This is a genomic window from Streptomyces sp. NPDC028907, assembly GCF_055564995.1.
Genome location: NZ_JBVHVE010000016.1, coordinates 52,110 through 77,103, shown reverse-complemented (window position 1 = coordinate 77,103; position 24,994 = coordinate 52,110). Strand labels below are relative to the sequence as shown.

Sequence of the window (24,994 nt, the reverse complement as noted above, 5' to 3'; positions counted from 1 at the left end):
CCCGTCACGGGACATACGGCTACGGCGTGTCAGACCTTCTTGACCACGCTGGACTTGAGTTGCATGGCACCGAACCCATCGATCTTGCAGTCGATGTCGTGGCCGTCCACCCCGTCGACAAGACGGATGTTGCGTACCTTGGTTCCGGCCTTGACACCGGTCGGACTGCCCTTGACCTTCAGTGTCTTGACCACCGTGACGGTGTCGCCGTCGGCGAGCACGTTGCCGACCGAGTCCCTGATCACCTTGTCCGCGGTACCGACCGCGGATTCCTCGGACGGCGACCACTCATGCCCGCATTCGGGGCAGACCAGCAGCGCCCCCATCTCATAGGTGTAGGCGCCGGAACATTCGGGGCAGGGGGGAAGGATGTCGCTCATGGCACGGATGTCTCTCAGTCGGTGTCGATAGGGATGTCAGGTGGGCCAGCCGTCGGTGCGCCATGCCTGCTGCCTCTCCTCGGAGTCCGAGGGGCGCCCGGCGTGGGCGGTGAGGGCGGCAGCCAGATCGCTGTGGACCGGGATGTCGGGGCAGTCGCCGGGCGGGACGAGCGAGCCATCGGCGGGGATCGCGGCAAGCTCCAGGCCGCGGCCGGCCGCGGCGAGACGGCGAGCGGCCTCGGTGATGGCCACCTGCCCCTCGGCCGACCAGCTGCGCAGTTCGGTCAGATCGATGATCACCGGTCCGGCACCACGGGCGACCGCCCAGCCGATGGCGCCACTGAAGCGGCGGACCGCCTCCGGGCCGAGGTACCCGGCGACAGAGAGGACGCCGAGCTCCCGCTCGACGGTATAGCGCCATTCGATGGTCATGCTCGTGAACTTCCTTGCCTGTGCTGCTCGCGGTTTCGTGACTGCTGGGCCGGTAGGGCGGACAGCACTCCGGCTGTCTCCAGGTATTCGCGGGCGCCCTGGATCGCCTCAGGGGTGGTGGCGTACTCCCGATCCTCGTGGCGCAGCACGTCCAGCGCCCCGACAGAGTCCAGGACCTGACGCTGGCCGGGCCGTACGCCGGAGGTGAGGACGAGGATGCCGCGCCGCTTCAACTTCTCCACGGCGTCCTTGAGGACCAGGGCGCCGGTCGCATCCATGGTCGACACCCGTGACATGCGCAGGATGACCACCCTCACGTCGGCGATCTCGGTCAGTTCCAGCAGGAAGCGGTGTGCGGCGGCGAAGAACAAGGGCCCGTCAATGCGGTACGCCACGATGTGCTCGGCCAGCAGCGCATGCTCCTCAGCACTGTGATCGCCCCGGTCGAGCGGCACCTGGTCGAGACGGGCCTGCTTGGCCACGGCACGCAGGGCCAGAGCGGCCGCGACGAGGAGACCGATGACCACGGCGTAGACGAGGTCCAGTACGAGGGTCGCGGCGGCGGTCAGCACGAGGATCAGCGCGTCCGAACGGGTCGCCTTCGCCATCGCCTTCAGCGAGCCGACCTCGACCATGCGGATCGCCGTGGCCAGCAGCACGCCTGCCAGCGCCGCGAGCGGGATTCTCGAGACGAGCGGTGCCGCCGCGAACACGATCGCGGCGAGGATCGCGGCGTGCGTCAAGGCAGCCAACCGGGAGCCGGCGCCCGTGCGGACATTGACGGCTGTGCGGGCGATCGCGCCGGTCGCCGGGACGCCACCGAACAGCGGGGCGGCGATGTTGGCCAGGCCTTGGCCGAACAGCTCGCGGTCGGGGTCGTGCTTCTGCCCGACGGTCATGCCGTCGGCGACCGAGGCGGACAGCAGGGATTCGAGGGCGGCGAGCGCGGCCACTGCGACGGCGGGAGCCAGCAGGGAGCCGAGTGCGCCGAGGTCGAGGAACGACAGCGTGGGTGCGGGTAGCCCGGAGGGCAGGTCACCGATCGGCTGCGCCGCGTTCAACCCGGCGGCCTGTGCCACGACGGTGGCGGCGATCACCGCGACGATGGAGAACGGAACGGTCGGCCGCCATCGGGCACCGACCAGCATGACGACGGCCACCGCGACCGCGAGGCCGACGGCTGTCCAGTTCGGCGACCTGACGAACTCCTCGACCGTCCGCCAGGTGACGACGAGCACCCTGTCGCCGTCCGGTCTGGGCACGCCGAGGGCGTTCGGGACCTGCTGCAGCCCGATCACGCAGGCGATACCCAGTGTGAAGCCCTCCACCACGGGTGCGGGCACGTACTGCATGTACTTCCCGGCGCGCAGGGCAGCCAGCGAGACGAGCATGAGGCCCGCTATCAGCCCGACGGTCAGCACCCCGGTCGGCCCGTACTGCCCGACGATGGGGACGAGAACGACGGTCATCGCGCCGGTCGGCCCGGACACCTGGAGATTCGACCCACCGAACAGTGCTGCCAAGGCACCCGCGACCACAGCGGTCGCCAGCCCCGCCGCGGCGCCGAGCCCCGAGGAGACTCCGAAGCCGAGGGCCAGAGGCAGCGCGACGATCGCCACGGTAAGACCGGCGAGCACGTCCCGGCGTGGATCGCGTCCCATCTCCGCGAGATCGGAGCGAGTGGGCAGCAGCGCGGTGATCCTGGCCCAGGGCTGACCGAGGGTGCTGCTCATCGCCCGGGGACCTCGGCTTCCCGCAGCTCAGTCAGCAGTTCGTTCTGTCCGGTGAGCATCTCGGTCAGGATCCGGCGTGCGGCCGCCATCAGGTCGGCGACGTCTCCGCCGGCCAGCTCGTAGAACACTGCCTGGCCCTCCCGCGTGGAGGTGACGATTCCCGAGCGGCGCAGCACCGCCAGCTGCTGTGACAGTCTGGACGGCTCCACCTCGATCGCGACCAGCAGGTCTCGTACGGCTTTCGGCCCGTCCTGCAGCAGCTCCAGCACGCGTATGCGTACGGGATGCCCCAACATGCGGAAGAACTCGGCCTTGGCCTGATACAGCGGAACGGACACGACTCCTCGGCTTCCCCTACAACGCCGCGCCGCGCGGGCGCGCAGAAGGCTGTGCCCGCCGACTACCGGATGGCGGACACAGCCCACACAGCATCTAACGAATTGCATAATTTAGCAATTGATACATCCATTGATGATCGGGGCTGTCATGGGAGGATGTCGAGAAAGTGCCACCGGCTCCGTCCCAGGGACATCCGCGGCCACCACCGGCCGCTCGATGAAGAAGGAGAAACCGGCATGGCGATTCAGCGGATGGACAACGTCGGCATCGTCGTCGAGGACATGGATGCCGCCATCGCGTTCTTCGTGGAACTCGGTATGGAGCTGGAGGGCACGACGGAGGTCGAGGGTCTCGTCGCCGACCAGTGCACCGGACTCGACGGCGTCCACTGTGACATCGCGATGCTCCGGACCCCGGACGGTCACAGCCGGATCGAGTTGGCGAAGTACCGCAGCCCCGCGGTGATCAGCGCCGGACCGCGCAACCGGCCGCACAACATTGTGGGCACGCACCGCGTCATGTTCGCCGTCGACGACCTTGAGGACACCGTGGCCCGCCTGCGCCCGCACGGCACCGAACTCGTCGGCGGGATCGCCCGGTTCGAGGACAGCTATCTGCTCTGCTATGTCCGCGGCCCGGAGGGCATCATCGTCGGACTGGCCGAGCAACTGCGCTGAGAAGGAGGAACTGTCAGGTTCGACTCCACAGATCCCACCTGGCCGCTCCCTCAGGGCGACATTCCGCCTGCCGCACGACCCCGGGACACCCACGGAGACCCCGCTGATCTTCGCCACTCCTTCAACAGTCAAGAACTGCGGTGGCCGGGTATGTCCCGCCCGGCGCTCTCGGACGTAGCCTGGTGGAGAAGGCCCCCGAAGGAGGGCGGTTCGATGTCGTGGTTCGTATGGCTGCTCGCCGCCGCGGCGCTGGGTGCCGCGGAGTTCTTCACTTTCACACTGGTATTCGGGTTGCTGGCGGGCGCTGCGTTGGTTGCCGCCGTGGTCGCCGGCGTGGGCATCGGCATTCTCGGCCAGCTCGTCGCCCTCGCGGCAGCAGCGGCAGCGGGCCTGCTCGTCATCCGTCCCGTCGCGCTGCGGCACATGGCACAGCAACCCATGACGCGCGAAGGCAGCGACGCTCTGATCGGCAAGCGGGCCGAGGTCATGCAGGAGGTCACCGCGACGTGCGGCCTGATCAAACTCTCCGGCGAACAGTGGTCCGCCCGCGCCCTCGACGAGAGCCTTGTGATCCCGGTGGGGGCGTTGGTGGATGTGATGGAGATCGAAGGCGCCACGGCCGTCGTCTACCCCCGCGAGCTCCTTCCATGAACGGCTGAACACACAGCAACGGAGGCACTGTGGATCCAGTTGTCATCCCCATTCTCGTGGCGGCCATTGTCGTTGTCTTCCTCGTGGCCTCCGCCGTGCGGATCGTCCCGCAGGCGCGCCGCTACAACATCGAGCGGTTCGGCCGATATCGCCGGACGCTGCAACCCGGCCTGAACCTGGTCCTGCCGGTCGCGGACCGCGTCAACACCAAACTCGACATACGCGAGCAGGTCTACTCGTCCGACCCCAGGCCGGTGATCACTGAGGACAACCTCGTGGTGAACATCGACACCGTGCTCTACTACCAGATCACGGACCCGCGGGCGGCGGCATACGAGGTCGCCGACTACCTGCAGGCGATCGATCAGCTCACCGTGACCACGCTGCGCAACGTGATCGGCAGCATGGACCTGGAGGAGACGCTCACCTCACGTGAGGAGATCAACTCCCGGCTTCGCGCCGTCCTCGACGATGCCACCGGCAAGTGGGGCATCCGGGTCAACCGCGTCGAGATCAAGGCCATCGATCCACCGCACACCATCAAGGAAGCGATGGAGAAGCAGATGCGGGCCGAGCGGGACAAGCGCGCGGCCATCCTGCACGCCGAAGGGGAGCGGCAAGCCAAGATCCTCACCGCGGAAGGCACGAAGCAGAAGGACATCCTGGAGGCCCAGGGCACGCAGCAGGCCATGATCCTGCGGGCGGACGGCGAGGCGAAGGCAGTTGAGCTGGTATTCCAGGCCGTCCATCGCAACAATGCCGACCCGAAGGTGTTGGCCTACAAATACCTTGAGACGCTCCCGCACCTGGCGAGCAGCGACAACAACACGTTCTGGGTGATCCCGGGAGAGCTGACCGAGGCCGTCAGGACGGTCACCAGTGCGTTCGGTGATCAGTCGTCGGCGGGTCCTCCCGCACCCGCGCAACGTGCGGAAGCAGCCGGCGACGAGGCGTCGTCCCAGCCCCTGATTCCGGAGCTCGATACCGGCTCAACCATTTCGCTCGACGCCGCGAAGGCTGCCGACGAGGCGGAGAAGCAGGCCGCCGCCGCGGTGAGTGACGCCAAGGCGGAAGCCGAGGCGGCGATGTCGCCCCAGGTACCGCACCGGGGGAAGACATCGGCCGATTGAACCCCGCCTTGGGCCCGAACAGCCCGACACCGGCGCTGTCAGGGCCCAGAGCGGCACCGCCGTCGGTGAGCTCACCGGCCGGCTGCGTGGCATCGAGCTCGGTGCCGGATCAGAACTTCGGGTCCAGGTACGACCCCCACCTGAAGTCCCCCGACCTCGACAGGAACACGGATGTAGTGAGCGAAACCGAGTCCCAGTGGGGGTTCTTGGGATCCAGCGTCGTCTGGTGGACGTAGAAGTCGTCGTCCGGGTACAGGCAGTCCTGCCAGGTGTAATCGCCCGCACCGAGGCGGAAGTTCGGGCGTTTCCCGGAGCCCAGGATCTGACCCCAGTCGTAGTCGCCGCTCGTGACGAAGATCTGGCGTTCGACGCAGGACGTGTCCATGTCGCTGGTGGGCGGGTCCTTCAGATACTGGGTCTTGGTGTTGTAGGCGGTGGGGAAATCGTCAGCCGCCGAGGCGGTGCCCGGGACGCTGAGGGCGGCCCCGCCGAGGAGGGCCATGGCGGACAAGAGGATCCGTGGCGTTCGCTTCACGTTCTCTTCCTTCCGATGAGACTGACCGGAATACCGGAGGCAGCCAGACACGGTCGATGTCCACCGTTGTCCTGCACCTCGGGCAACTGGCCATATTTCTAAGGCCAGTTCGACGGGACCGGTCCCGCCTCAGTCATACCGAGTCAGGTGCGCAGCCGCGCGAGTTCGTCTGCGCGGCGGTGGTCCTTCGGGCGGCCGAGGGCCCGCCGCATGCGGATCAGGTCGTCGAGTGCGGCGTAGCGGATGGCGAATCCCGCAGGGTCACGGGTGGTCTCGGCCGAGGTCAGGCAGGGGGTGACATCCATGGCACCCCAGGGCAGGGCGGGAGTGCACAGGTCTCCGCTGGCACCGGTGACCCGGTACCCCACCTGTGAGCGGTCGAGATCGGGCGGTTCGGTGCAGCCGCACAGCACCAAGGCGTCGCGCAGGGCGTGCGCCTCGTCAGGGGTGCCGTCCCAGAGCAGGTCGAGATCCCCGGTCAGTTCGGTGGAGCCGTGCATGATGCCGGCGACCTGACCGATGACGACCGCGCGTGATCCGGCGTCATGGATCGCCTGGAGGAAGGGGAAGGGGTCGAAGCCCAGCGCCCCGTCGGTGGCGAAGGTGCCCAGCAGATCGTCGGCTTCCTCCGGGCTGCGCCCGATGGGGGCGCGTTCTCGCGTTGCGTCTTCGGTCCGGGCGACGGCCCGCCGCAGGCGCAGGGCAGCTGTCTGGCTCATGGGCCCATCCAACACGGTCGCCTCCTACCGCTGACCAGGGGTCCGGCCTGGTCCCCCTGGCCAACTGGACGCCCGCCCGCTCGACTTGCCGAGCAGACCCCTGTGGTCGGTACGGGACTCGAAGAGGGTGCGTCAGCTACGGCCGGCCGCGGGGCCTGCTGCCGGTACAGGCAGGATCCTTGCCGTCACCAGGTGGTCATCTCTGCCGGAGTATGGCAATGAGTCGAAGAGGCACGCATGCAAGGCTCTGCAGTATGGGGTGGACTTCCCGGACGGTGCAGGGCGCGCTGGGGAGCCTGGTCGTCTCGGGCGTCGTGGTGCTCTCGGTCAGCGCGGCGGGTTCGGGGCACGGGACGTGACAACCGGGTCCGGATCAACCGGGCTGGTCGCGGACGGCCCAGGGTAGGGACCACCCCGGCGACCGGACGGTCGCATGCCAGGACGGCACGAGGCCGGCCGCACGACCCGCTTTCCCGCGCAGGGTGTCCCTGCCAGGCGCCCGGAACACCGACCAGGAGGTCACGGACGACATGGTCCTCTTCCCGCAGCCGACACGAGCAGTTCCCCAGCCGGGACACATGATCGTGTGCGGTGACGACGCGCTCGCCGAGCGGCTGGCCGCCGAGCTCACGGCGGTGTACCGGGAGCGTGTCACGCTGGTCGTGCCGGCCGGGCGCGGGACCGGATCCACCGAACCGGCGCGAGCCGTCACGATGTTGGGCCGGGTACAGGCCGCCGTGAACCGTACGACCGGACCGGCAGCCGACGGGGGCTCGGACGCACCCCTTGTCCTCGAAGCGCCCACGCTCACCGAGGCCGTTCTGGCTGAGGCGGGCGTGCGGGAGGCCGCCGCGCTGGCGCTTGTGCATGACGACGACGAGGCCAACATCCACGCGGCGCTGTCCGCCCGCCGCCTCAACCCCCGGCTACGGCTGGTCATCCGCCTCTACAACCGCAAGCTCGGCCAGCACCTGGAGGAACTCCTCGATCAGGCTGCCGTCCTCGCCGTCCCCGGCCTGGACCCGGAGGCCCTGGACACCTCCACCACCGTCCTGTCCGACGCGGACACCGCCGCTCCCGCACTCGCGGCCACCGCCGTCGCCGGCACCAGCAAGGTCATCCAGGCCGACGGACTACTGCTGCGCGCCGTGGAGCGCACCCCGCCCACCCACGGCGAGACGACCAGTCCCGGCCTGTGCACGCTCGCGCTGCTGTCATCGACCACCAACGACCCGGCAGGCGCGGAAGGGTCGGACGCCAGCGGCCCGGAAGGACCCATGCTGCTGCCGGACGACGTCACCGTGGCGGCGAGCACAGGCCACGGCACCGTGGTCCTGGAACAGGTCACACACTCCGCCGCCGCTCCCCCACCGAGGCGACTGGCCGGACGCGGAGCCCCGTTCGGGTCACTGTTCTCACGCCGACTGCGCTGGACCCTGGCTGGGCTCATGGCCTGCGTACTGGGCCTGGCCGTCGCAAGCTGGCTGACCACTGGTGACCATCCCCTGCACGCCTCCTACCTCACCCTGCTCGATCTCTTCGCGATCAACGATCCGGCGATCGGCGAACCCACCGCCCGCCAAGTGCTCCAGCTCCTCGCCGGGCTCGCCGGGCTGCTCCTCCTCCCCGTCCTGCTCGCGGCCGTCCTGGAGGCCCTCGGCACCTTCCGTACCGCCTCCGCGCTGCGCCGCCCTCCCCGTGGCCTGTCCGGCCACGTCGTCCTGCTCGGGCTCGGCAAGATCGGCACCCGAGTACTGACCCGACTGGACGAACTAGGCATCCCCGTGGTCTGCGTGGAGGAGGATCCAGAAGCCCGCGGCATCCCGACCGCCCGCCGCCTGCGAGTACCCACCGTGATCGGTGACGTCACCCAGGAAGGGGTCCTGGAAGCCGCCAAGGTCCACCGCGCGCACGCCCTGCTCGCCCTCACCAGCATCGACACCACGAACCTGGAAGCCGCCCTGTACGCACGCTCCGTCAAGCCCGATCTGAGGGTGGCTCTGCGGCTGTACGACGACGCCTTCGCCGCAGCCGTCCACCGGACCCTGCGCGCCGCGCACCCCCGGGCCCTCTCCCGCAGCCGTAGCGTCTCCACCCTCGCCGCCCCCAGCTTCGCCGCGGCCATGATGGGCCGCCAGATCCTCGGAGCCATCCCGGTCGAACGCCGCATCCTGGTCTTCGCCGCCCTCAACGTCGCCGGACACCCCCACCTCGAAGGACGCACCATCGCCGAATCGTTCCGGGCAGGCGCCTGGCGCGTCGTCGCCCTGGACACCACGGAACCGGACGATCGCCTCCCGGACCTCGCCGCCACCCCACCGCACCACGACGCAGACCGAATCGCGGGCCTCATCTGGGACCTGCACCCCGGTTACGTCCTGCGCCCCCAGGACCGCGTGGTCCTGGCCGCCACGCGACAGGGCCTGGCCGAGCTCCTCGGCCGACAGCCTCAGCTCCGAGCACGCTCGTCCGACGGGTAGAGCATCAACGAGAGGCAGACGGCCGGGCGTTGAGCGGCCACCGCTGAGCGGGGCCGACCGCCGGCTGACTCCCCGCCGGTACAGGCAGCGTCTCCTGGACGCCGCGGTGGAACAGCCGCGCCCGGCCCCTATCGCGTCTCCCGGTCGATCAGGCGGGCGAGTTCGGTGACGTGCGGGGGTGTGAAGAGGGTCAGGTGGTCGCCTTCCAGGACGTGGCGGGTGAGATGTGCGGGGGCGCAGACGCGGGACCAGGAACGGGTTGCGGCGCGTCGGAAGTCCGGGTCCTGTCGGTCGGCCTGTACGAGACACACCGGCCCGGCGTACGCCGACGGACGGTAGGCTCGGGCGGCCCTCAGGTGGGTGCGGTTGGCGCGCAGGCGGAGGTCGAGATCGAGGCGTTCGGCGGCGGTCGCCCCGTCGTGGGGCCGCCCGAAGGCCGCTTCCGGCCTTTCGCTGTCCTCGTCGAACTCCGGGAGATGCTCGGAAAGGTAGCTCTCGACGAGGAAGAGCATTGGGCACCGCTCGCCCTGCTGTTCGAGGAGTCGGGCCATCTCGAAGGCCACGAGCCCGCCCATGGACCAGCCGAGCAGCAGATACGGGCCGGTCGGCGCCACGGCGCGGATGGCCTTCAGGTAGCGGACGGCCAACGCCTCGATGCTGTGGTCCTCATGCGGTGCGCCGTCCGCCGAGGCGGTCGGCGGTGTCTGGAGGGCGTGGAGCGGGCTGCGGAGTTCCGGGCAGGCGGCGAGGTGGCGGAAGCCGATGGCCTCCCCGCCCGCGGGGTGGACGCAGAACAGCGGGGGGCCGTCGCCCCTGGGCCGTAGCGCGACGATGTCCTCGGAGCGGGCGCGGCCGGCGGCAGTGTCCCCCTTCAGCAGACGAGCCAGGTGCCGGGGGGTGGCCGGTCGGCCGGAGCACCCAGGTTCCGGGTCCGGCTCCGTGAACAGGACGGGCACCCGCAGCGTCGTGCCGAACTCCGCGTTGAGCCTGGCGATCAGACGGACGGCCAGCAGCGAGTGCCCGCCCAGGTCGAAGAAGTCGTCGTCCGCGGCGACCGGGCCGACGTCGAGCAGTGCCTCGAAGACGCGGGCCACGGCCGTCTCCACCGGGCCGTGCGGCGGTGTCCCGGTCCGGAGCGCCGAGGCGACCGGCGGCGCGCTGCCCCCGCCGGAGGTGAGGGCCCGTACGGCGGCCTGGTCCACCTTCCCGTTCGGTGTGAGGGGTATCTCCCGGGCCCTGGCGTACGTCAGCGGCACCAAGTGGGCGGGCAGTCGTTCGGCCAGGTAGTCGCGCAGGGACCCGGGGGCGGTGGCGGCGTCGGCGACGGTGTCGGCGGGGATGACACAGGCAGCCAGGTGGTCGCCGCGTTCCTCGTCCGTGACCAGGACCACGGCCGCGTCCCGCACCCCGGGGTGGCGCAGCAGCGCGGCTCGGATCTCCTCGGGCTCCACCCGTACCCCATTGACCTTCAACTGGTCGTCCACGCGCCCCAGATAGCGGATCAGGCCGTCCGGGCCGACGCAGGCGAGGTCGCCGGTGCGGTACAGACGGCGGCCGGGCTCCGGTGAGAAGGGGTGGGGCACGAATCGTTCGGCGGTGGCGTCCGGGGCGCCGACGTAACCGCGGGCGAGGCTCGTGCCACCGATGTGGATCTCTCCCGGCACACCGACGGCCACGGGTTCGAGGTCCTCGTCCAGGACCAGGACCTCGACGTGGTCCATGGGCCGGCCGATGGGCACGGGGCCGGGGCCGTCCTCGGCGCTCACCTCGTGGACGCACACGCCGACGGCGGTCTCGGTCGGACCGTATTCGTTGAACACCCTCGTCCCCGGGGCGCCGGCCAGCCAGGGGGCGATGGCCTCGCCGTCCAGGGCCTCGCCGCCAAGGACGAGCGACCCCGCGGTGTCGGCCAGGTGTCCCGGCTCCAAGGCATGGTTGACGACCTTCAGGTGTGACGGGGTCAGCTTGAGCAGGTCCAGGCCGGATCGGCCGGCCAGTTCCGCCGAGAGGGCGAGGGCGTCCCGCCAGGCGGGGTCGAGGTGGACGGGTCGACCCGTGACCAGGGGCAGGAACAGGCTCGTCACCGTGAGGTCGAACGCGATCGAGGAGTGCGCCATCGCGCCTCCCTCGCGGTCACCGAACCGCCGGCCGCGGCCGGCGCCCGCGTCGCCCGTCCCTTCCTGATCGCCGTCGGCGAGGTAGGTCCGGGCGCTCCACAACAGGTAGTCGCAGACGGCCCGGTGCGGGAGCATCACCCCCTTCGGGGCCCCCGACGAGCCGGAGGTGAACATGATGTACGCGAGGTTGTCGGGCCGCACGTCGTTCGGTGTGGCGGCCCCGGCCGTCGTGTCCGCGCCGTCGGGCGGCAGTCCGCGCAGATCGACGCACTCGACGCCCTGCGGGACGCCGGCCTCGTCCGGACGATCGGTGAGCAGCAGTCCGCATCCCGCGCGCTCCAGCAACTCCCTCGTACGCAGGGGCGGGAGCTGCGGATCGAGCGGGACATACGTTCCACCGGCCTTGAGTACGGCAAGCAGCGCCACGATCAGCGGGGCCGAGTGGGCCGCGCTCACCGCCACCGGGGTTTCGACGCCGACGCCCCGCGCGCGCAGCGACCGGCTCCATCGGTCGGCGCGTAGGTCGAGTTCCCGGAAGGTCAGCCGCTCGGTTCCGGCCACGACGGCGAGGGCGTCCGGGGCGCGCCGCGTCTGCCGCTCGACGAGATGGTGCAGACACGAGCCGTCCGACGGTCCGGGCAAGCGGTCCCGGGGCGGGGCGGCGCCGGTCGCCGAAGGAAGGCGTATCCGGCGCACCGGGGTGGCGGGCGCGGCGAGGAGCGCGGCGAGGAGCGTCGTGTACTGGTCGGCGAGGACGCGCACGTAGGCCTCGTCGAACTGCTCACCGTCGTAGTGCCACCTCGTGCGGCCCTCGGCCGGGCCCAGCGTGCACAGCAGCCGCAGGGCGTGGTGCTCGCTCTCGACGTCGTCCCAGAGCACGGCGAAGGCCACGCCGGCGGCCGGTCCGCCCCGGGTGGCCGGGGTCGCGGTGAGGTCCTGGCAGACGAAGCCGATGTCGTGGGCCGCCGGTTCCCCGGGGGCCGGGGGCGGGGCGTCGTCGTGTGCCTCCTCGGCGTCCGACAGGGCGCGTTCCGCCCGGGCGGCGAGGGCGTCCAGGACCACGGTGGGGTCCAGCCGGGCGGTCACGTCGGTCCAGTGGGCGAAGTGGCCGAGGCCGGTGGCCGTCTCCTCGAACTCCCGGCCGGTGAGCAGCGTGCCGACGGTGAGGTCGCACTGTCCGCTGATCCGGCTCAGCAGCGTCTGCCAGCAGGCGAGCAGCACGGCTCCCGGGCGCACTCGCCGCTGCCGCGCGTAGGCGTGGACGGCGGCCACGACGCCGTCCGGCAGGGCTGCGGTGACGGTTCGGCGCTGCGGTCGGCCGGGGCCGCCGTGCCGGCGCAGCGGCAGGGGAAGTCGCCGCGCGGGAGCGTCGGCCGGCGAGGGCCGCCTCGGCTGCGGTCCGTACTCCTGGTGCTGCCATTCGGCGAACTGGCTGTACTGCAGGACCTCGTCGGTGGGCGGTGTGCCGGCGTACCGCTGGGCCAGTTCGTCGGCGAGCAGCCGCAGCGCGGGGCCGTCGGCGGCCAGGGCGGTGGTGGTGAGCAGGAGTGCGTGGCGCTCGGGGCCGAGGGTGAAGAGGGTCGCCCGCAGGACCGGATCGTCCGGTCCGCCGTGTGGGAGCCGTCGGGCGGCACGGGCCGACTCGTCGACGCGCCGCCATCGCGCCGCTTCGTCCAGGTGCCGCAGGTCCTCGTGGGTCCAGTGCGGGCGCAGGTCGTCCGGGTCCTGGACGACGAGCAGCGCGGTGCGTACTCCAGGCACCCGCTGATAGGTCGACCGGAGGATCTCGTGCCGGGTCACCGTGTCGTGCAGCGCGGCCGCCAGGCGTCCCGCCTCCAGGTCGCCGTCGGCGGTGACGAGGAGCTGCGCCCAGGACGGCACGCCCAGTTCGGTGAGCCGCCACAGCCGCTGCTGCTGGAAGGACAGCCGGTATCCCTCCACCTGCCGTATCTGCTCGGTCCGTGTCGTCACTGGTACCTCACCATGTCGCCCATCGCGACGAGGAGTTCACGCTCGCCGCGGAAGGGGTTGCGGGCGTGGGCGGCGAGGATGTTGTCCAGCAGCATCACGTCGCCGCGTTCCCAGGGGAAGCTGACCTCCAGTTCCTGGTAGACCCGAAGGATCTCCCGCATGGCCTCGTCGGGTATCGGTGTTCCGTCACCGAAGCGGCAGCTGCGGGGGAGTTCCTCCGGGGCCATCGTGGACAGCAGGGACTCCCGGACGTCCGGGGCGAGGCAGGCGGTGTGCCAGTGCTGTGCCTGGTTGAACCAGGACCACTCGCCGGTGCGCGGATGGCGCAGGACGGCGGGGCGCACGACGGTGGTGCGCAGCCGGTCACCGTGCCATGTGTGGCGCAGCCCCTGCCGGGCGCAGCGGGCCTCGGCCTCGGCCCGGTCGGTGGTGCGGAAGACGTCCCGCCAGTCGAGGCCCAGGCCGGTGCCGTAGTTGCGGATGTACATGACTCCCTTGGCGGTGAACTCCTCGCGCAGCGCCGGGTCCAGCCCGCGGTGGACGGCGCGGCTGTCGACGACGGGGGTCTCGCCGCCGGACTCGGCCGGGCGGGCGCAGCAGAACCAGATGCGGGTCGGGCCCTCGTCGTTGAAGGAGTTCTCGTTGTGCCAGAGGAGTTTCTCCTCCGGCGGGAAGAACACCGGCGTGTAGACGTTGCCGCCCAGCGAGGCTCGCGGGTGCTCGCCGTTCTCGGCGAAGAGGTCGTCGACGAACACGGAGGCGAAACGCTCCAGGGCGTCGGGGTCGGTCACCGAGAAGCCGCGGAACAGCAGGGCGCCGTGCCGTTCCAGGTCCGCGTCGAGCCGGTCACGGTGGGCGCGTGCCCAGGCCACCAGGTCGACGTCGGGGCGCAGCGGCCGCAGCACGACGGGCAGGTCGACGCCTTCCCGCAGGGGCTCACGGGCGACGACGTCGCCCGCGGTGAGGGCGACCTTCGTGGGCGTGATGGCGCGCAGTGCCCCGGGGCCGCGCCGCCTGCTCCGGCCCGGTGTGGGCCCGACCGCGGTGCTGGGCGGCGTCGTGGGCAGGGGCGCGTCGGCTATCGAGGCGTCGGGCCGGGCGGCCATGTCCCCGACCAGCGCGAGGTACTGCTCACGCAGTTCCTCCATGGTGGAGGCGTCGAAGAGGGCGGGGTCGTAGTTGAGGAAACCCGCGATCCCGGAGTCGTCCTCCTGAAGGACGATGGTGATGTCGAAGCGGCTGGTGTCGATGAGGTCCGCGGAGAAGGGGCTGATCCGCAGTCCGGCCATGGAGTCGGCCGCCCGCCGGTTGTTGTTCAGCACGAACTTGGTCTGGAACAGCGGGCTGTGGTTGCGGGTGCGGGGCGGGCTGAGGGCCTTGACGACCTCCTCGAACGGCAGGTCCTGGTGCGCGTAGGCGTCCAACGCCAGGGACTTGGTGCGGTCCAGCAGCTCCCGCCAGGTCGGGGCGCCCGTGAGGTCGGCGCGCAGCACGATCTGGTTGACGAAGAACCCGATCAGCGGTTCGGTCCTGGTGTCGGAGCGGCCCGCGACGTCCGAGCCGACGACGAGGTCGGTCTCCCCGGTCCGCCGGTTCAGCACCGCGTACAGGGCGGCGAGCAGCGCCATGAACAGGGTGCTGTCCGTCTCCCGGCACAGCGCGCGCACCCCGTCCGCGGTGCCCACCGGGATCCGGAAGCGCAGGCTCTCACCCCGGTGTTCGGGGTGGGCCGGACGGCGCCTGTCCAAGGGCAGTCCGGGCAGGTCGAGAATGCCGTCGAGACGCTGGGTCCAGTGCTTCACCAGACGGTCGAAGTGGCCTGCCTCGGCGAGTCGGCGCTGCCAGATCGCGTAGTCGGCGTACTGCACCGGCAGGTCGGCCAGCCGGTGCGGCCGTTCCTCGCGGACGGCCGCGTACAGTTCGGCCATTTCCTCCAGCAGGACGCCGGCCGACCAGCCGTCCACCGTCACGTGGTGGGCCGTCAGCAGCAGGACGTGGTCCGTGCTGCCGAGCCGGAGCAGACCGGCCCGCAGCACGGGTGCGGCCGCTAGGTCGAAGGGCTTGGCGTACTGCTCCCTGGCGAGCCGCCGGGCTTCGCTCTCGCGCTGCTCGGGCGGGTACACGGTCAGGTCGGTGACGGGCAGCGCGGGCGGCTCGGCGGGCAGCACGGTCTGGTACGCCCGTCCGTCGCGGGCGGTGAGCACGGTCCTGAGTGCCTCGTGCCGCCGTACGATCTCCGCCAGCGACCTCCGCAGCAGGTCGATGTCGAGTTCGCCGGTCAGCCGCACGAAGACGGGAAAGTTGTACTGGGCGGTTTCCGGGTCCAGTTGGTGGAGGAACCACAGGCGTTCCTGGGCGAAGGAGGCCGGTACCGTCGCCTCCCGCTCGACGGGCGCCAGCGCGGGCAGTGCGGGGCGGTTCTTCTCCGTGAGCAGGCCGTCGACCAGGGCGGACAGGGCGGCGAGCGTGGAGGCGTCGAAGGGCCCGCGGATCGGCACCTCCACCTCGAACTCCTCCCGCAGCCGGAAGACCAGGCGGAACGTGAGCAGGGAGTGGCCGCCGAGGTCGAAGAAGTCGTCCTGGGGGCGGATGCCGTCGCGGCCGAGCAGTTCGCTCCAGATGGCCGCCATCCGCCGTTGGGTCGGCGTGAGCTCGACCTCTGGCTCCTTCCCCGTGCGCCCGGCAGCCTCGTCGGCCGGGTCGGAGGCGGTGGCCAGCAGGGCGGTGAGCGCGGCGCGGTCCACCTTGCCGTGGGCGGTGAGCGGCAGTCGGCGCAGCACGACGTACCGCGACGGGAGCATGTGGCCGGGGAGCCGGGTGCGGATGCGGTCCTCGATGCCGGGCAGTGCGGCGAGGGCGGCGGGCCGCCACAGCGGTTCGGTCGCGAGCCGCTGTGGCGGGGCCACGGTGTCCGCGGGCGGCCGGGGCGCGGGGGCCGTTCCCCTGCGGTGCAGCAGCAGGTCGAAGGATCCGTCGGTACGTCCGTCGGCCCAGCTCGGTTCGGCGTCGTACCCATGGCGCCCGGCCAGACGGCACAGCTCCTCGGGGTCGGCGCCCGGGCCGACGACGTCCGCTGCCGCGCCCGACAGCCGGGCCAGCAGCCGCAGGTCCGCTGTCAGGCGGCTGTTGGGGATGCCGCGCAGCGCGAGCCGGTCGGGGCGTTCGGAGCCGAGCAGCGCGTCCAGGGCGGCGAGGTCCATGCCCTCCGCCTGCCAGTCGCGCCACCGCGGTGACCCGTCGGCGGCCGTGTCGTTCGCGGTGCGCTGGCCGGCGACGGTGATCACGACGTCGTAGCGGTACCGGGTCAGTTCGTTGTCGGCCGTCCCCCGCTTCGGCAGGACCTGTACGGAGTCGATGCGCGGCCGGGTGCGCAGCTCGTCGAACAGCCTGGGGTGGAGGCAGAGTTCGTTCTCGGCCTCCATGCGCCAGAGGGTCCCGGCGCGCAGTGCGTCGGCGGGCGTGCCCGGCCGTGCGCGGTGGGCGGTCACGGAGGCGTGGAAGGCCTCCAGGAGAGCGAGGTTGCGCAGGTCGCCTAGGAAGACGTGGCCGCCGGCGGGCATTGCCTCGAAGGCCTGGTCCAGGACCCCGAACAGGTAGTCCGCGGAAGGGAAGTACTGGACGACGGAGTTGAGGATGACGGTGTCGTAGGTCTCGCCGCGGCGGATCGCGAGGTGGGCGGGGTCGGACCGCAGCGCGATCCGTTCCCGGCCGCTCGCCCCGGTGCCGATTTCGCGCCGCAGCCGGTCGACGACCTGCTCGGACAGGTCGACTCCCTGGTAGACGTCGCAGTCGGGGGCGACTCGCGAGAGGATCAGGCCGGTGCCGCAGCCGATCTCGAGCACCCGGCGGGGTTCGAGCGCGCGGATCCGGTCGACCGTGGCGTCCAGCCACTCGCGCATCGCGTCGGCCCGGAGGGGCTCTCCGGTGTAGCTGCTGTTCCAGCCGGCCAGGTCGAAGGACGGGTCGGCGGGGCGCCCGGCCGAGCCGTAGGTGTCCTCGTACAGGGTCCGCCAGCGGCTCACCCAGTCGTCCTCGGCCGCGGGGCCGGAGGCGGTCTCGGTGCCCGGGCTGACGAAGGCGACCAGTTGCCGGGATTCCGGGGTGTCGCCGTGGGCGATCACGGCGGCCTCCCGGACCTCCGGGTCCTGGGCCAGCGTGGCGGCCACCTCGTCCGGTTCGATCCGGTGGCCGCGGATCTTCACCTGGTCGTCGAACCGGCCCAGGTACTCCAGGTCCCCGGTCGCCAGTCGCCGCACCCGGTCGCCGGTCCGGTACAGTCGCCCGCCCGGCTCCTCGCCGAAGGGGTCGGGGACGAAACGCTCCGCCGTCAGGCCGGGGCGGTTCCAGTAGCCGTGGCAGACGCCCGCACCGCCGACGTACAGCTCGCCCGGCGCACCCACCGGCACGGGGTTCAGCCACGCGTCGAGGACGTGGAGCCGCACGTTGTGGAGAGGCCTGCCGATGGGTACCCGGCCGAAGCCTCCGGCCGGGTGCGCGCTGTCGTGGGCGGCGCAGGCCACGGCGGTCTCGGTGGGGCCGTACTCGTTGACGATGCGCGGCCCGCCGACTGCGGCGCGCCATGCCGTGAGCCGTTCCTCGTGCAGTTCCTCACCGCCGACGACCAGGGTGCGGGTCCAGTCCGCGGCTCGTGCCGGGGCACCCGAGTCGGCGAGCATCGCCAGGTGTGACGGGGTGAGCTTGACGAAGGCGAGGCCCGTGTCGGACTCGGCACAGGTGCGCAGGGCCTGGCCTGGTGTGCCGGCGTCGTCGGCGAACAGCAGCCGTCGTCCCGCCAGCAGCGGTGCGAACAGGCTCGTCACGGTCAGGTCGAAGGAGAGCGAGGAGTGGACCGGGACGGCGCCGTCGGCCTCCGGTGGCAGGAACGTTTCAACGGCCCACAGCAGGTAGTTGGCGACCTGACGGTGGGAGAGCATGGCGCCCTTGGGCCCGCCCGTCGAACCGGAGGTGTACATCAGGTACATCAGGTCGTCGGAGCGGAAGTCGCCCTGCGGCGGGGTCTCGGCCTCCTCCCGGGCCACTCCGTCCGGGTCCAGGGTGACCACCGAAAGGCCCTCGCCGGGCGCCGGGTTCCGCGGGCTCGCGTCGGTGACCAGCAATCGGGCTCCGCTGTCGTGCAGCATGTGGTCGAGCCGGGCCTTCGGGTAAGCCGGGTCGAGCGCCAGGTAGGCGGCACCGGTCTTGAGCACGGCGAGCAGCGCGATCGCCGCCTCGGGCGCGCGTGGCAGCAGCACCGCGACCACGCCGCCGGGACCCGCGCCGAGGTCGTGCAGCCGGTGGGCGAGCCCGTTGGCGCGCCGGTCGAGGTCCCGGTACGTCAGGTCGGGGCGGCCCGCGGCCGACACGGCGACCGCGTCGGGCGTGGCGCGCGCCCGCTCGGCGAAGAGCCGGTCCACCCGGACGTCCTCGGGGCGGGGCACCAGGTTGCCGGTCCCCTCGCGCAGCGCCTGACGTTCCTCCTCGGCCGTCAGCAGCGGCAGAGTGCCGATCGGTGCCGTGGGGTCGGCGGACACGGCGGACAGCACAGTGGTCAGGGAGCGGGCCAGCCGCTCGCCGGTGGCGGTGTCGAACAGGTCCGTGCAGTGGATGAGCCGGCACTCCAGGCCGGCGTCGGTCTCCCAGACGTTCAGGTCGAGATCGAAGCGGGCCGCGTCGTGGTCGAGGTGGTCGAGCGGGGTGAGAGTGATCCCGCCCGGCAGGGTTCCGACCGCGCGCGGCGGGGTGTTGTGCAGGGTGAAGTTGACCTGGTAGACGGGGTTGCGGCCGGGGGTGCGCTCCGGGTGCAGCCGCCTGGCGACCAGGTCCAGCGGGACGTCCTCGTTCTCGTACGCCTCCAGGCAGGTGGTGCGGACCTCGGCGAGGAAGTCCTGGAAGGACGTCCCGGGGCGGATCCGGGACCGTAGCGCGACCGAGTTGGCGAAGAATCCGACCAGGTCGTGGAAGCCCCGGTAGCGACGGTTGGCGACGGGCGTACCGACCACCACGTCGTCGTGGCCGCCGTAGCGGGCGAGCACGATCTGGAACGCCGCGAGCAGCACCATGTACAGCGTGGTGCCGGTGCTCGCCGACAGCAGCCGCAGCTCGTCGCCCACCTGGGCGGGCACCGTGAACGCTGTGGACTCGGCGCGGCCCGAGGGGCGTTCGGGCCAGGGGCGGTCGGTGGGCAGCGGCATCGGGTCCGGGGCGCCGGCCAGGCGGCGCTCCCAGTAGTCGAGCTGGCCCGCGGCCTCGGCGCCCTGGGCCCATTCCTGCTGCCAGCGGGCGTATTCGGCGTACTCGACCGTGGGGGCGGGCAGTTCGGGCGCCCGGCCGTCGAGGCGGGCGCCGTAGGCGGTGCCCAGGTCGCTCAGGAAGACGCCGAGCGACCAGCCGTCGATGACCGCATGGTGGAAGACGAGCACCAGGATCGCGTCGTCCGCGGCGAGGCGCAGCAGGGAGAACCGCACCAGTGGCCCCGTTGCCAGGTCGAACCGTTTCCCGGCGTCCGCCAGGGCGAGGCGTTCGGCCTCCGGGAGGCGGTCCCCCTCGGGAAGTGCGGTCAGGTCGACGACGGGCAGTGCCCGGTGCCGGTGCGGCAGGACCCGCTGGACGGTGCGGTCCTTGCTGACCGGGAGGACCGTGCGCAGGATCGCGTGGTGTCGCAGGAGGTCGTTGAGGGCGTCTTCGAGGGCCGTGTCGTCCAGCGGTCCGGTGAGCCGGTGGACGACGGGGCTGTGGTAGGCGGGACTGTCCGGGTCCAGCCCGGACAGGAACGCCATCCGGCGCTGGGTGAAGGACGCGGGGGCCTCGCCGTTCTCGTCCAGGGCCGGCAGGCCGGTGGCGGCGCCCTTCTCCCACATGCGCTGGCGCAGCAGGGCACGCTGGTCGGCGGGGAGTCGTTCGATCCTGTCCCGCAGGTCGGTGTCTGTCGTGCCGGCCGTCTTCGTCGTGTACGTCATGCGGCTCCCCCGCTCATCCCTCGGCGCGCCGGGTCTCGGCGAGCCGCTCCAGTTCGGCCACCAGGCCGTCGAGTCGATCCGAGTCGTCGGCCGCTGCGGCCCGGGTCCGTACGGCCGCCGCCTCGCCGCCGACGCGTTCGACCTCGGTGGCCAGTGCCGCGATGGTGGGCAGGTCGAACAGGGTCGGCAGCGGCAGGGCGACGCCGAGCCGCTCGCGGACCGCGGTGCGCACCACGGAGGCGAGCAGCGAGTGACCGCCGATCAGGAAGAAGCTGTCGTGCACCCCGAAGCCCCGTACGTTCAGGGAATCGGCCCAGATGTCCCACAGGGCGCGTTCCGTCGCGGTTCTGGGTGGCGCGGTGTCCGCGTCCGGCGGGTCGGCGCCGTCCTCGGTGATGCCGGGCAGGGCCCGCGTGTCGGTCTTTCCGCTGGCCGTCGTGGGCAGGGCGTCGAGCAGGACGGCATGGCCGGGCACCATGTGGGACGGCAGCCGGTCCCGCAGCCCGCCCAGCAGTCCGGCCGGGGTCGGCAGGCGCCCGGGCGCCGGTACGACGTAGGCGACGAGCCGCCGGTCCCCGGCGACGTCGACCGCTCGAACCACACATTCGCGCACGTCACCGCGGTCCAGCAGCGCCGCCTCGATCTCGCCCGGCTCGATCCGGTAGCCGCGGATCTTCACCTGCTGGTCGGCCCGGCCGAGGAAGTCCAGCACCCCGTCCGGCAGCCACCGCACCAGGTCGCCGGTGCGGTACATCAACGCCCCCGGCCGGGAGGCGAAGGGGTCGGGCAGGAAACGTTCCGCCGTGAGGTCCGGGCGGCGCAGATAGCCGCGGGCGACTCCCAGTCCGCCGACGTGGAGTTCGCCGGCCACCCCGAGCGGCACAGGGCGCAGATCCTGGTCCAGCACGTGCAGGGTGGTGTTGGTGACGGCGGTGCCGATGGGCACGCTCACCGCGTCGTCGGGCAGCCGGTCCACGAGGTGGGTCGTGGAGAACGTGGCGTTCTCGCTGGGGCCGTAGCCGTTGTGGAGGTGCGCGGGCGGTGCGCCACCGCGCAGCACCGCGCGGGTGCGGCGGACGTCCATCACCTCTCCGACGACGAACAGGTGGCGCAGCCCGCCGAAGGCCCGTGGGTCGATGTCGGCGACGCGGTTGAAGAGAGTGCCGGTGAGGGAGACGATCGTGGGCCGCAGTTCGCGCAGTGCGGCCAGCACCTCGTCGGGTCCGAGCGGCTCGTCGCCGGGCAGTACGGCGACCCGGGCGCCGTTGCAGAGCGCGCCCCATACCTCGAAGGCGGTGATGTCGAAGGCGGGATCGCCCAGGTGCAGCAGGACGTCGTCGGGGCCGATGGTCACGTAGTCGGTCGCGGTGATCAGCCGGACGACGGCGCGGTGGGGTATCCCGAGGCCCTTGGGGCGACCGGTCGAGCCGGAGGTGTGGACGACGGTGGCGAGGCTGTCGGGGTGGCTGCGCGCCGGCGGCAGGGTCTTGTCCGGACCGTTCTCGGCGTCGGCCAGCCGGAGCACGGGCACGCCCAGGTCGCGCAGCCAGGCGGGCGGGTCGGCGCTGCTCAGCACGGCCGAGACCCCGGCGTCGTCGGCCATGAACCGCAACCGCTCGACAGGGTGGCCGGGGTCGAGTACGAGATGGGCGCCGCCGGCCAGAAGGGCTCCCAGCATGCCCGCGACGAGGTCGGCGGAGCGCACCATGTGCAGGGCGACGGGGCTGTCGGTGGTGACGCCCGCCTCGATGAGTGAGCGTGCGATGCCGGCGGCCCGACGGGCGAGCGCGGCGTACGTCCAGCTGCCGGTGGGGTCCGTGAGGGCGACGGCCCGCGGGTCGTGGGCCGCGCACGCCCGGAAGAGCCCGTCCACGGTGGCGGGTTCGGGCAGGGGCCGGTCGGTGGCGTTCCTGGCGTCGAGCAGGGCCCGGTCCTCGGGTGGCAGCAGGGGGATGTCGCCGATTCGGCGGTCCGGGGTGTCGGCCAGGGCCCTCAGCAGCGTGCGGAAGGCCGACGCCATGCGGTCCGCCGATCGCGGCAGCCACAGGTCGGACGAAAAGCGCAGTTCCACACCGAGGCCGCCGCGCCCTTCGGCATCCTCGGCGACCGTGCAGAGCACGTCGTACGGGGCGGTGTCGTCGTCCAGTTCGAGCGGGGAGGTGGTGCATCCCGCCGCGGTGAAGCCCGTTCGAGGCGGCCCGGTGGTGCGGAAGACGGCCTGGCAGAGCGGATGACGGCTCAGGTCCCGCTCCGGGTCGAGGAGGGTGACGAGTCGTCCGAAGGGTATGTCGGCGTGCTGGTGCGCCTGGTCCCGCGTCCGTCCTACGCGGCGCACCGCCTCCCGGAGGGAGGGGCGGCCGGTCAGATCGGTTCGCAGGACGATCAGGTCCTCGTACGGACCGAACGCGGTCCGCGCGTCCGTCGGCGTGCGGCGGTCCACGGGGCTGCCGAAGGTCACGTCGGACCGGCCCGTCCAGCACGCGAGCAGGAGGGCGAAGGCGGCCGCCGGCACGGTGTCGGCGGCGACTCCTTCCTCATGGGCCAGTCGTCGCAGGCGCTGTGCGTGCCGGGCCTCGACCCGCAGTCGGCGGCCGGTGCCCCGGTGGGTCGCGGTCCTCGGCCGGGGCCGGTCGGTCGGCAGGTCGAGCGGCTGGAGTTCCCGCAGCCGCCGCTGCCAGTACGGCAGGCAGTCGTCCCCGTCCTTCCGCTCCCGGGCCGCTCGGTCCGCGTACACGGGCGGAGTCTTCGCCCGTGCCGCACCCGGCTCGGCGTAAAGGTGAGCGAGTTCGCTCTCCAGCAGGGTGAGCGAGGTCCGGTCGGCGATGATCCGGTGTGCCGTGAGCAGCAGGACGGACCGCTCCTCGCCGGCGCGCACCAGGACGGCGCGCAGCGCGGGTGCGGCGTCCAGAGCGAAGGGGCGGGCGCTCTCCTCGGTGAGGGCGCGGCGCAGCACCGCCTCCGGCACGGGTCCGGGACCCAGGTCCACCTGGCGCAGCGGCAGTTCGGGGCTGGGGTGGACGATGCCGTACGGGCCGTCCTCCCGGGTGCCGAAGGTGCTGCGGAGGAGGTCGTGGCGGGCTGCGCAGATCCGCAGGGCCGATGCCAGGCGCTCGGCGTCGAGGGCGCCTTCGACGAGGGTGGCGGAGGAGAGGAGGTGGACGGGGTGGCCGACGGTGATCTGCTCCAGGTACCACAGTCGTTCCTGTCCGTGGGAGAGCTGCTGGTGGGCCCTTTCCCCCGGCAGAGCCACCGGTTGTGTTTCCGGGTCGTCGTGCACGAGTGCCTTCCCTGGTTCGCGGTGCGGCGATGCGGTGACGGACCGAGGACTCAGCCCGGGCGGTCGGTGTCCCGGGCCGTCCGTCCGGCCTGTTCGCCCGCGTCCAGGCGGCGGCGCAGGCTCAGTGGGCGCATGTCGGTCCACACGTCCTTGATGTGGGCGAGGCAGTCACTCTTCGGGCCGGTCCTGCCCGCGTCCGACCAACCGGCCGGGTTGTCCCGGTCGGCGGGCCAGATGGAGTACTGCTCCTCGTGGTTGACCACGACCTTGTACAGCCGGTCGTCGTCGGGCTTCGGCGTCATCCCCGTGACTCCTCTCTCGGTGGTGTCGGCTCGGTTCGTGGCGGGTGCGCGGGCTGTGCGGCGGTGCGCTCGGGGCTGCGCTGCCGGATGGGCGTGAAGGCGGCTACGACGGCCACGGCCAGGAAGACCAGGGCCACGCCGGTCAGCGGGCCGCGCGTGCCCAGCCACCCGACCAGGGCGGTCAGCAGGGCCGCGCCGAGGGGCGCCAGGCTGCCGTGGATCGTCCAGAACGCGGAGGTGACGCGCCCGAGCAGGTGGTCGGGGGTGACCTCCTGCCGCAAGGACATCGAGCAGACGCCGGCCAGCGCCATGCCGAAGGAGTACAGGAAGATCGTCACGGCTGCCACGGACACCTGCCCGAAGGTGCCGAGGGCCAGGGTCGCCACCGAGCACAGGGCCATCGAGCCGAGCCAGCAGCGGCCGAACCCCCAGGAACGGCGCAGCCGGGCGGTGGCGGCGGCGGCCACGCAGGTGCCCACGCCGGCCAGGGCCAGGACGTAGCCGACCGTGCGTTCGTCCTGCCCCAGGCCGTGCCGCAGGTGGTAGATGAACACGTCGGTCATGCCCAGGCTGAGGAACGTGGTGATCGTCAGCAGCACGGTCAGCGCCCGCAGCACCGGTGTGCGCCACAGGAAGGCGGCGCCGGTGCGAAAGCCGGTGCGCAGATCGTGGGCGGGCTTCGTGACACCGGCCGGATCGTCGTCCGAGGGCCGCTCGGTGGGCCTGAGCCTGATGAGGACCAGCCCGAGGAGGGAGATCCCGAAGCTGCCCGCGTTGATCGACACCGCGGCCGTGGGCCCGAAGAACCCGGACACCACGCCGGCCAGGGCGGGCCCGGCGATGTACGCGATCGCGTTGGTGGCCTCCAGGCGGCCGTTCGCCGCGACGATCTGGTCCTTGTCGACGAGATTCGCCACTGCGGTGACGTACGTGATCTTGAACAGCATCTCGAAGACCGAGGCCAGGCCCATGACCACGTACAGCAGCCAGATCTGCGGGCTCAGCGCCCAGCAGACCGGGATCGCCCCGTAGAGCACCAGACGGGCCGCGTCGCACAGCATCAGCAGCCGCCGCCGGTCGAAACGGTCGGCCCAGGCGCCGCCCACGAGACCGGTGAGCAGCGCCGCGGCGCCGGCCACGGCGGTCAGCAGCCCCATCTGCGCCGCCGAGCCGGTGGTGTGCAGCACCAGGAGCGGAACGGCCACCAACGAGAAGGCGTTGCCGACCTCGGACAACGCCTGTACCGCCCAGAAGACGGAGAAGTCCCGGTTGGACCGGAGCGAACGCGCGGGCAT

At 71.8% G+C, this 24,994-nt stretch carries 15 protein-coding genes; 4 read left to right on the top strand and 11 right to left on the bottom strand.

Features of this window, described 5'->3' with window-relative positions; genetic code table 11:
• Positions 1–29 precede the first annotated feature (29 nt).
• From ACZ4UU_RS36970 to ACZ4UU_RS36955, 4 genes are read right to left on the bottom strand one after another with little or no spacing between them, the layout of a single operon-like run.
• Positions 30–380, bottom strand: a complete 351-nt coding sequence (locus ACZ4UU_RS36970) for a zinc ribbon domain-containing protein YjdM (protein WP_471907792.1) — start codon at positions 378–380, stop codon at positions 30–32.
• 36 nt (positions 381–416) lie between these two features.
• Positions 417–812: an anti-sigma factor antagonist gene (locus tag ACZ4UU_RS36965; protein ID WP_471907791.1), complete on the bottom strand. Its 396-nt coding sequence runs from the start codon at positions 810–812 to the stop codon at positions 417–419.
• Positions 809–2,545: a SulP family inorganic anion transporter gene (locus tag ACZ4UU_RS36960; RefSeq protein ID WP_471907790.1), complete on the bottom strand. Its 1,737-nt coding sequence runs from the start codon at positions 2,543–2,545 to the stop codon at positions 809–811. The genes ACZ4UU_RS36965 and ACZ4UU_RS36960 overlap by 4 nt, the downstream gene beginning before the upstream one ends.
• A complete protein-coding gene (locus ACZ4UU_RS36955; RefSeq protein ID WP_471907789.1) occupies positions 2,542–2,883 on the bottom strand; it encodes an ArsR/SmtB family transcription factor in 342 nt (113 codons plus the stop codon). Before ACZ4UU_RS36955 ends, ACZ4UU_RS36960 begins: the two co-directional genes overlap by 4 nt.
• Positions 2,884–3,120: 237 nt before the next feature.
• Here ACZ4UU_RS36955 and ACZ4UU_RS36950 point away from each other — a divergent pair, with 237 nt between their 5' ends.
• The 3 genes from ACZ4UU_RS36950 (at position 3,121) to ACZ4UU_RS36940 (ending at position 5,342) form a co-directional block, all read left to right on the top strand.
• On the top strand, positions 3,121–3,561 hold the full coding sequence (locus ACZ4UU_RS36950; protein ID WP_471907788.1) for a VOC family protein: 441 nt from the start codon (positions 3,121–3,123) through the stop codon (positions 3,559–3,561).
• Between the two features lie 213 nt (positions 3,562–3,774).
• Entirely contained in the window at positions 3,775–4,212 is a 438-nt protein-coding gene (locus ACZ4UU_RS36945; RefSeq protein WP_471907787.1) for an NfeD family protein, read from the top strand.
• A gap of 29 nt (positions 4,213–4,241) precedes the next feature.
• On the top strand, positions 4,242–5,342 hold the full coding sequence (locus tag ACZ4UU_RS36940) for an SPFH domain-containing protein (protein WP_471907786.1): 1,101 nt from the start codon (positions 4,242–4,244) through the stop codon (positions 5,340–5,342).
• 109 nt (positions 5,343–5,451) lie between these two features.
• On the opposite strand, the gene ACZ4UU_RS36935 is transcribed toward ACZ4UU_RS36940, so the two are convergent.
• On the bottom strand, positions 5,452–5,877 hold the full coding sequence (locus ACZ4UU_RS36935; RefSeq protein WP_471907785.1) for a hypothetical protein: 426 nt from the start codon (positions 5,875–5,877) through the stop codon (positions 5,452–5,454).
• 143 nt (positions 5,878–6,020) lie between these two features.
• A complete protein-coding gene (locus ACZ4UU_RS36930; protein WP_471907784.1) occupies positions 6,021–6,596 on the bottom strand; it encodes a hypothetical protein in 576 nt (191 codons plus the stop codon).
• A 578-nt stretch (positions 6,597–7,174) separates the two neighbouring features.
• Here ACZ4UU_RS36930 and ACZ4UU_RS36925 point away from each other — a divergent pair.
• Positions 7,175–9,076: an NAD-binding protein gene (locus ACZ4UU_RS36925; protein WP_471907895.1), complete on the top strand. Its 1,902-nt coding sequence runs from the start codon at positions 7,175–7,177 to the stop codon at positions 9,074–9,076.
• A gap of 128 nt (positions 9,077–9,204) precedes the next feature.
• On the opposite strand, the gene ACZ4UU_RS36920 is transcribed toward ACZ4UU_RS36925, so the two are convergent.
• Genes ACZ4UU_RS36920 through ACZ4UU_RS36900 form a run of 5 tightly spaced genes read right to left on the bottom strand, consistent with a single transcriptional unit; the run spans position 9,205 to position 24,994 of the window.
• Positions 9,205–13,164 carry a non-ribosomal peptide synthetase gene (locus tag ACZ4UU_RS36920; protein WP_471907783.1) on the bottom strand — a complete coding sequence of 1,320 codons (3,960 nt, stop codon included), beginning with the start codon at positions 13,162–13,164 and terminating at the stop codon, positions 9,205–9,207.
• A complete protein-coding gene (locus tag ACZ4UU_RS36915) occupies positions 13,161–20,120 on the bottom strand; it encodes an amino acid adenylation domain-containing protein (protein ID WP_471907782.1) in 6,960 nt (2,319 codons plus the stop codon). Before ACZ4UU_RS36915 ends, ACZ4UU_RS36920 begins: the two co-directional genes overlap by 4 nt.
• A 13-nt stretch (positions 20,121–20,133) precedes the next feature.
• A complete protein-coding gene (locus ACZ4UU_RS36910) occupies positions 20,134–23,397 on the bottom strand; it encodes a non-ribosomal peptide synthetase (RefSeq protein WP_471907781.1) in 3,264 nt (1,087 codons plus the stop codon).
• Between the two features lie 50 nt (positions 23,398–23,447).
• Positions 23,448–23,699, bottom strand: coding sequence for an MbtH family protein (locus ACZ4UU_RS36905; RefSeq protein ID WP_471907780.1), 252 nt, complete (start codon positions 23,697–23,699; stop codon positions 23,448–23,450).
• On the bottom strand, positions 23,696–24,994 hold the full coding sequence (locus ACZ4UU_RS36900) for an MFS transporter (RefSeq protein ID WP_471907779.1): 1,299 nt from the start codon (positions 24,992–24,994) through the stop codon (positions 23,696–23,698). Before ACZ4UU_RS36900 ends, ACZ4UU_RS36905 begins: the two co-directional genes overlap by 4 nt.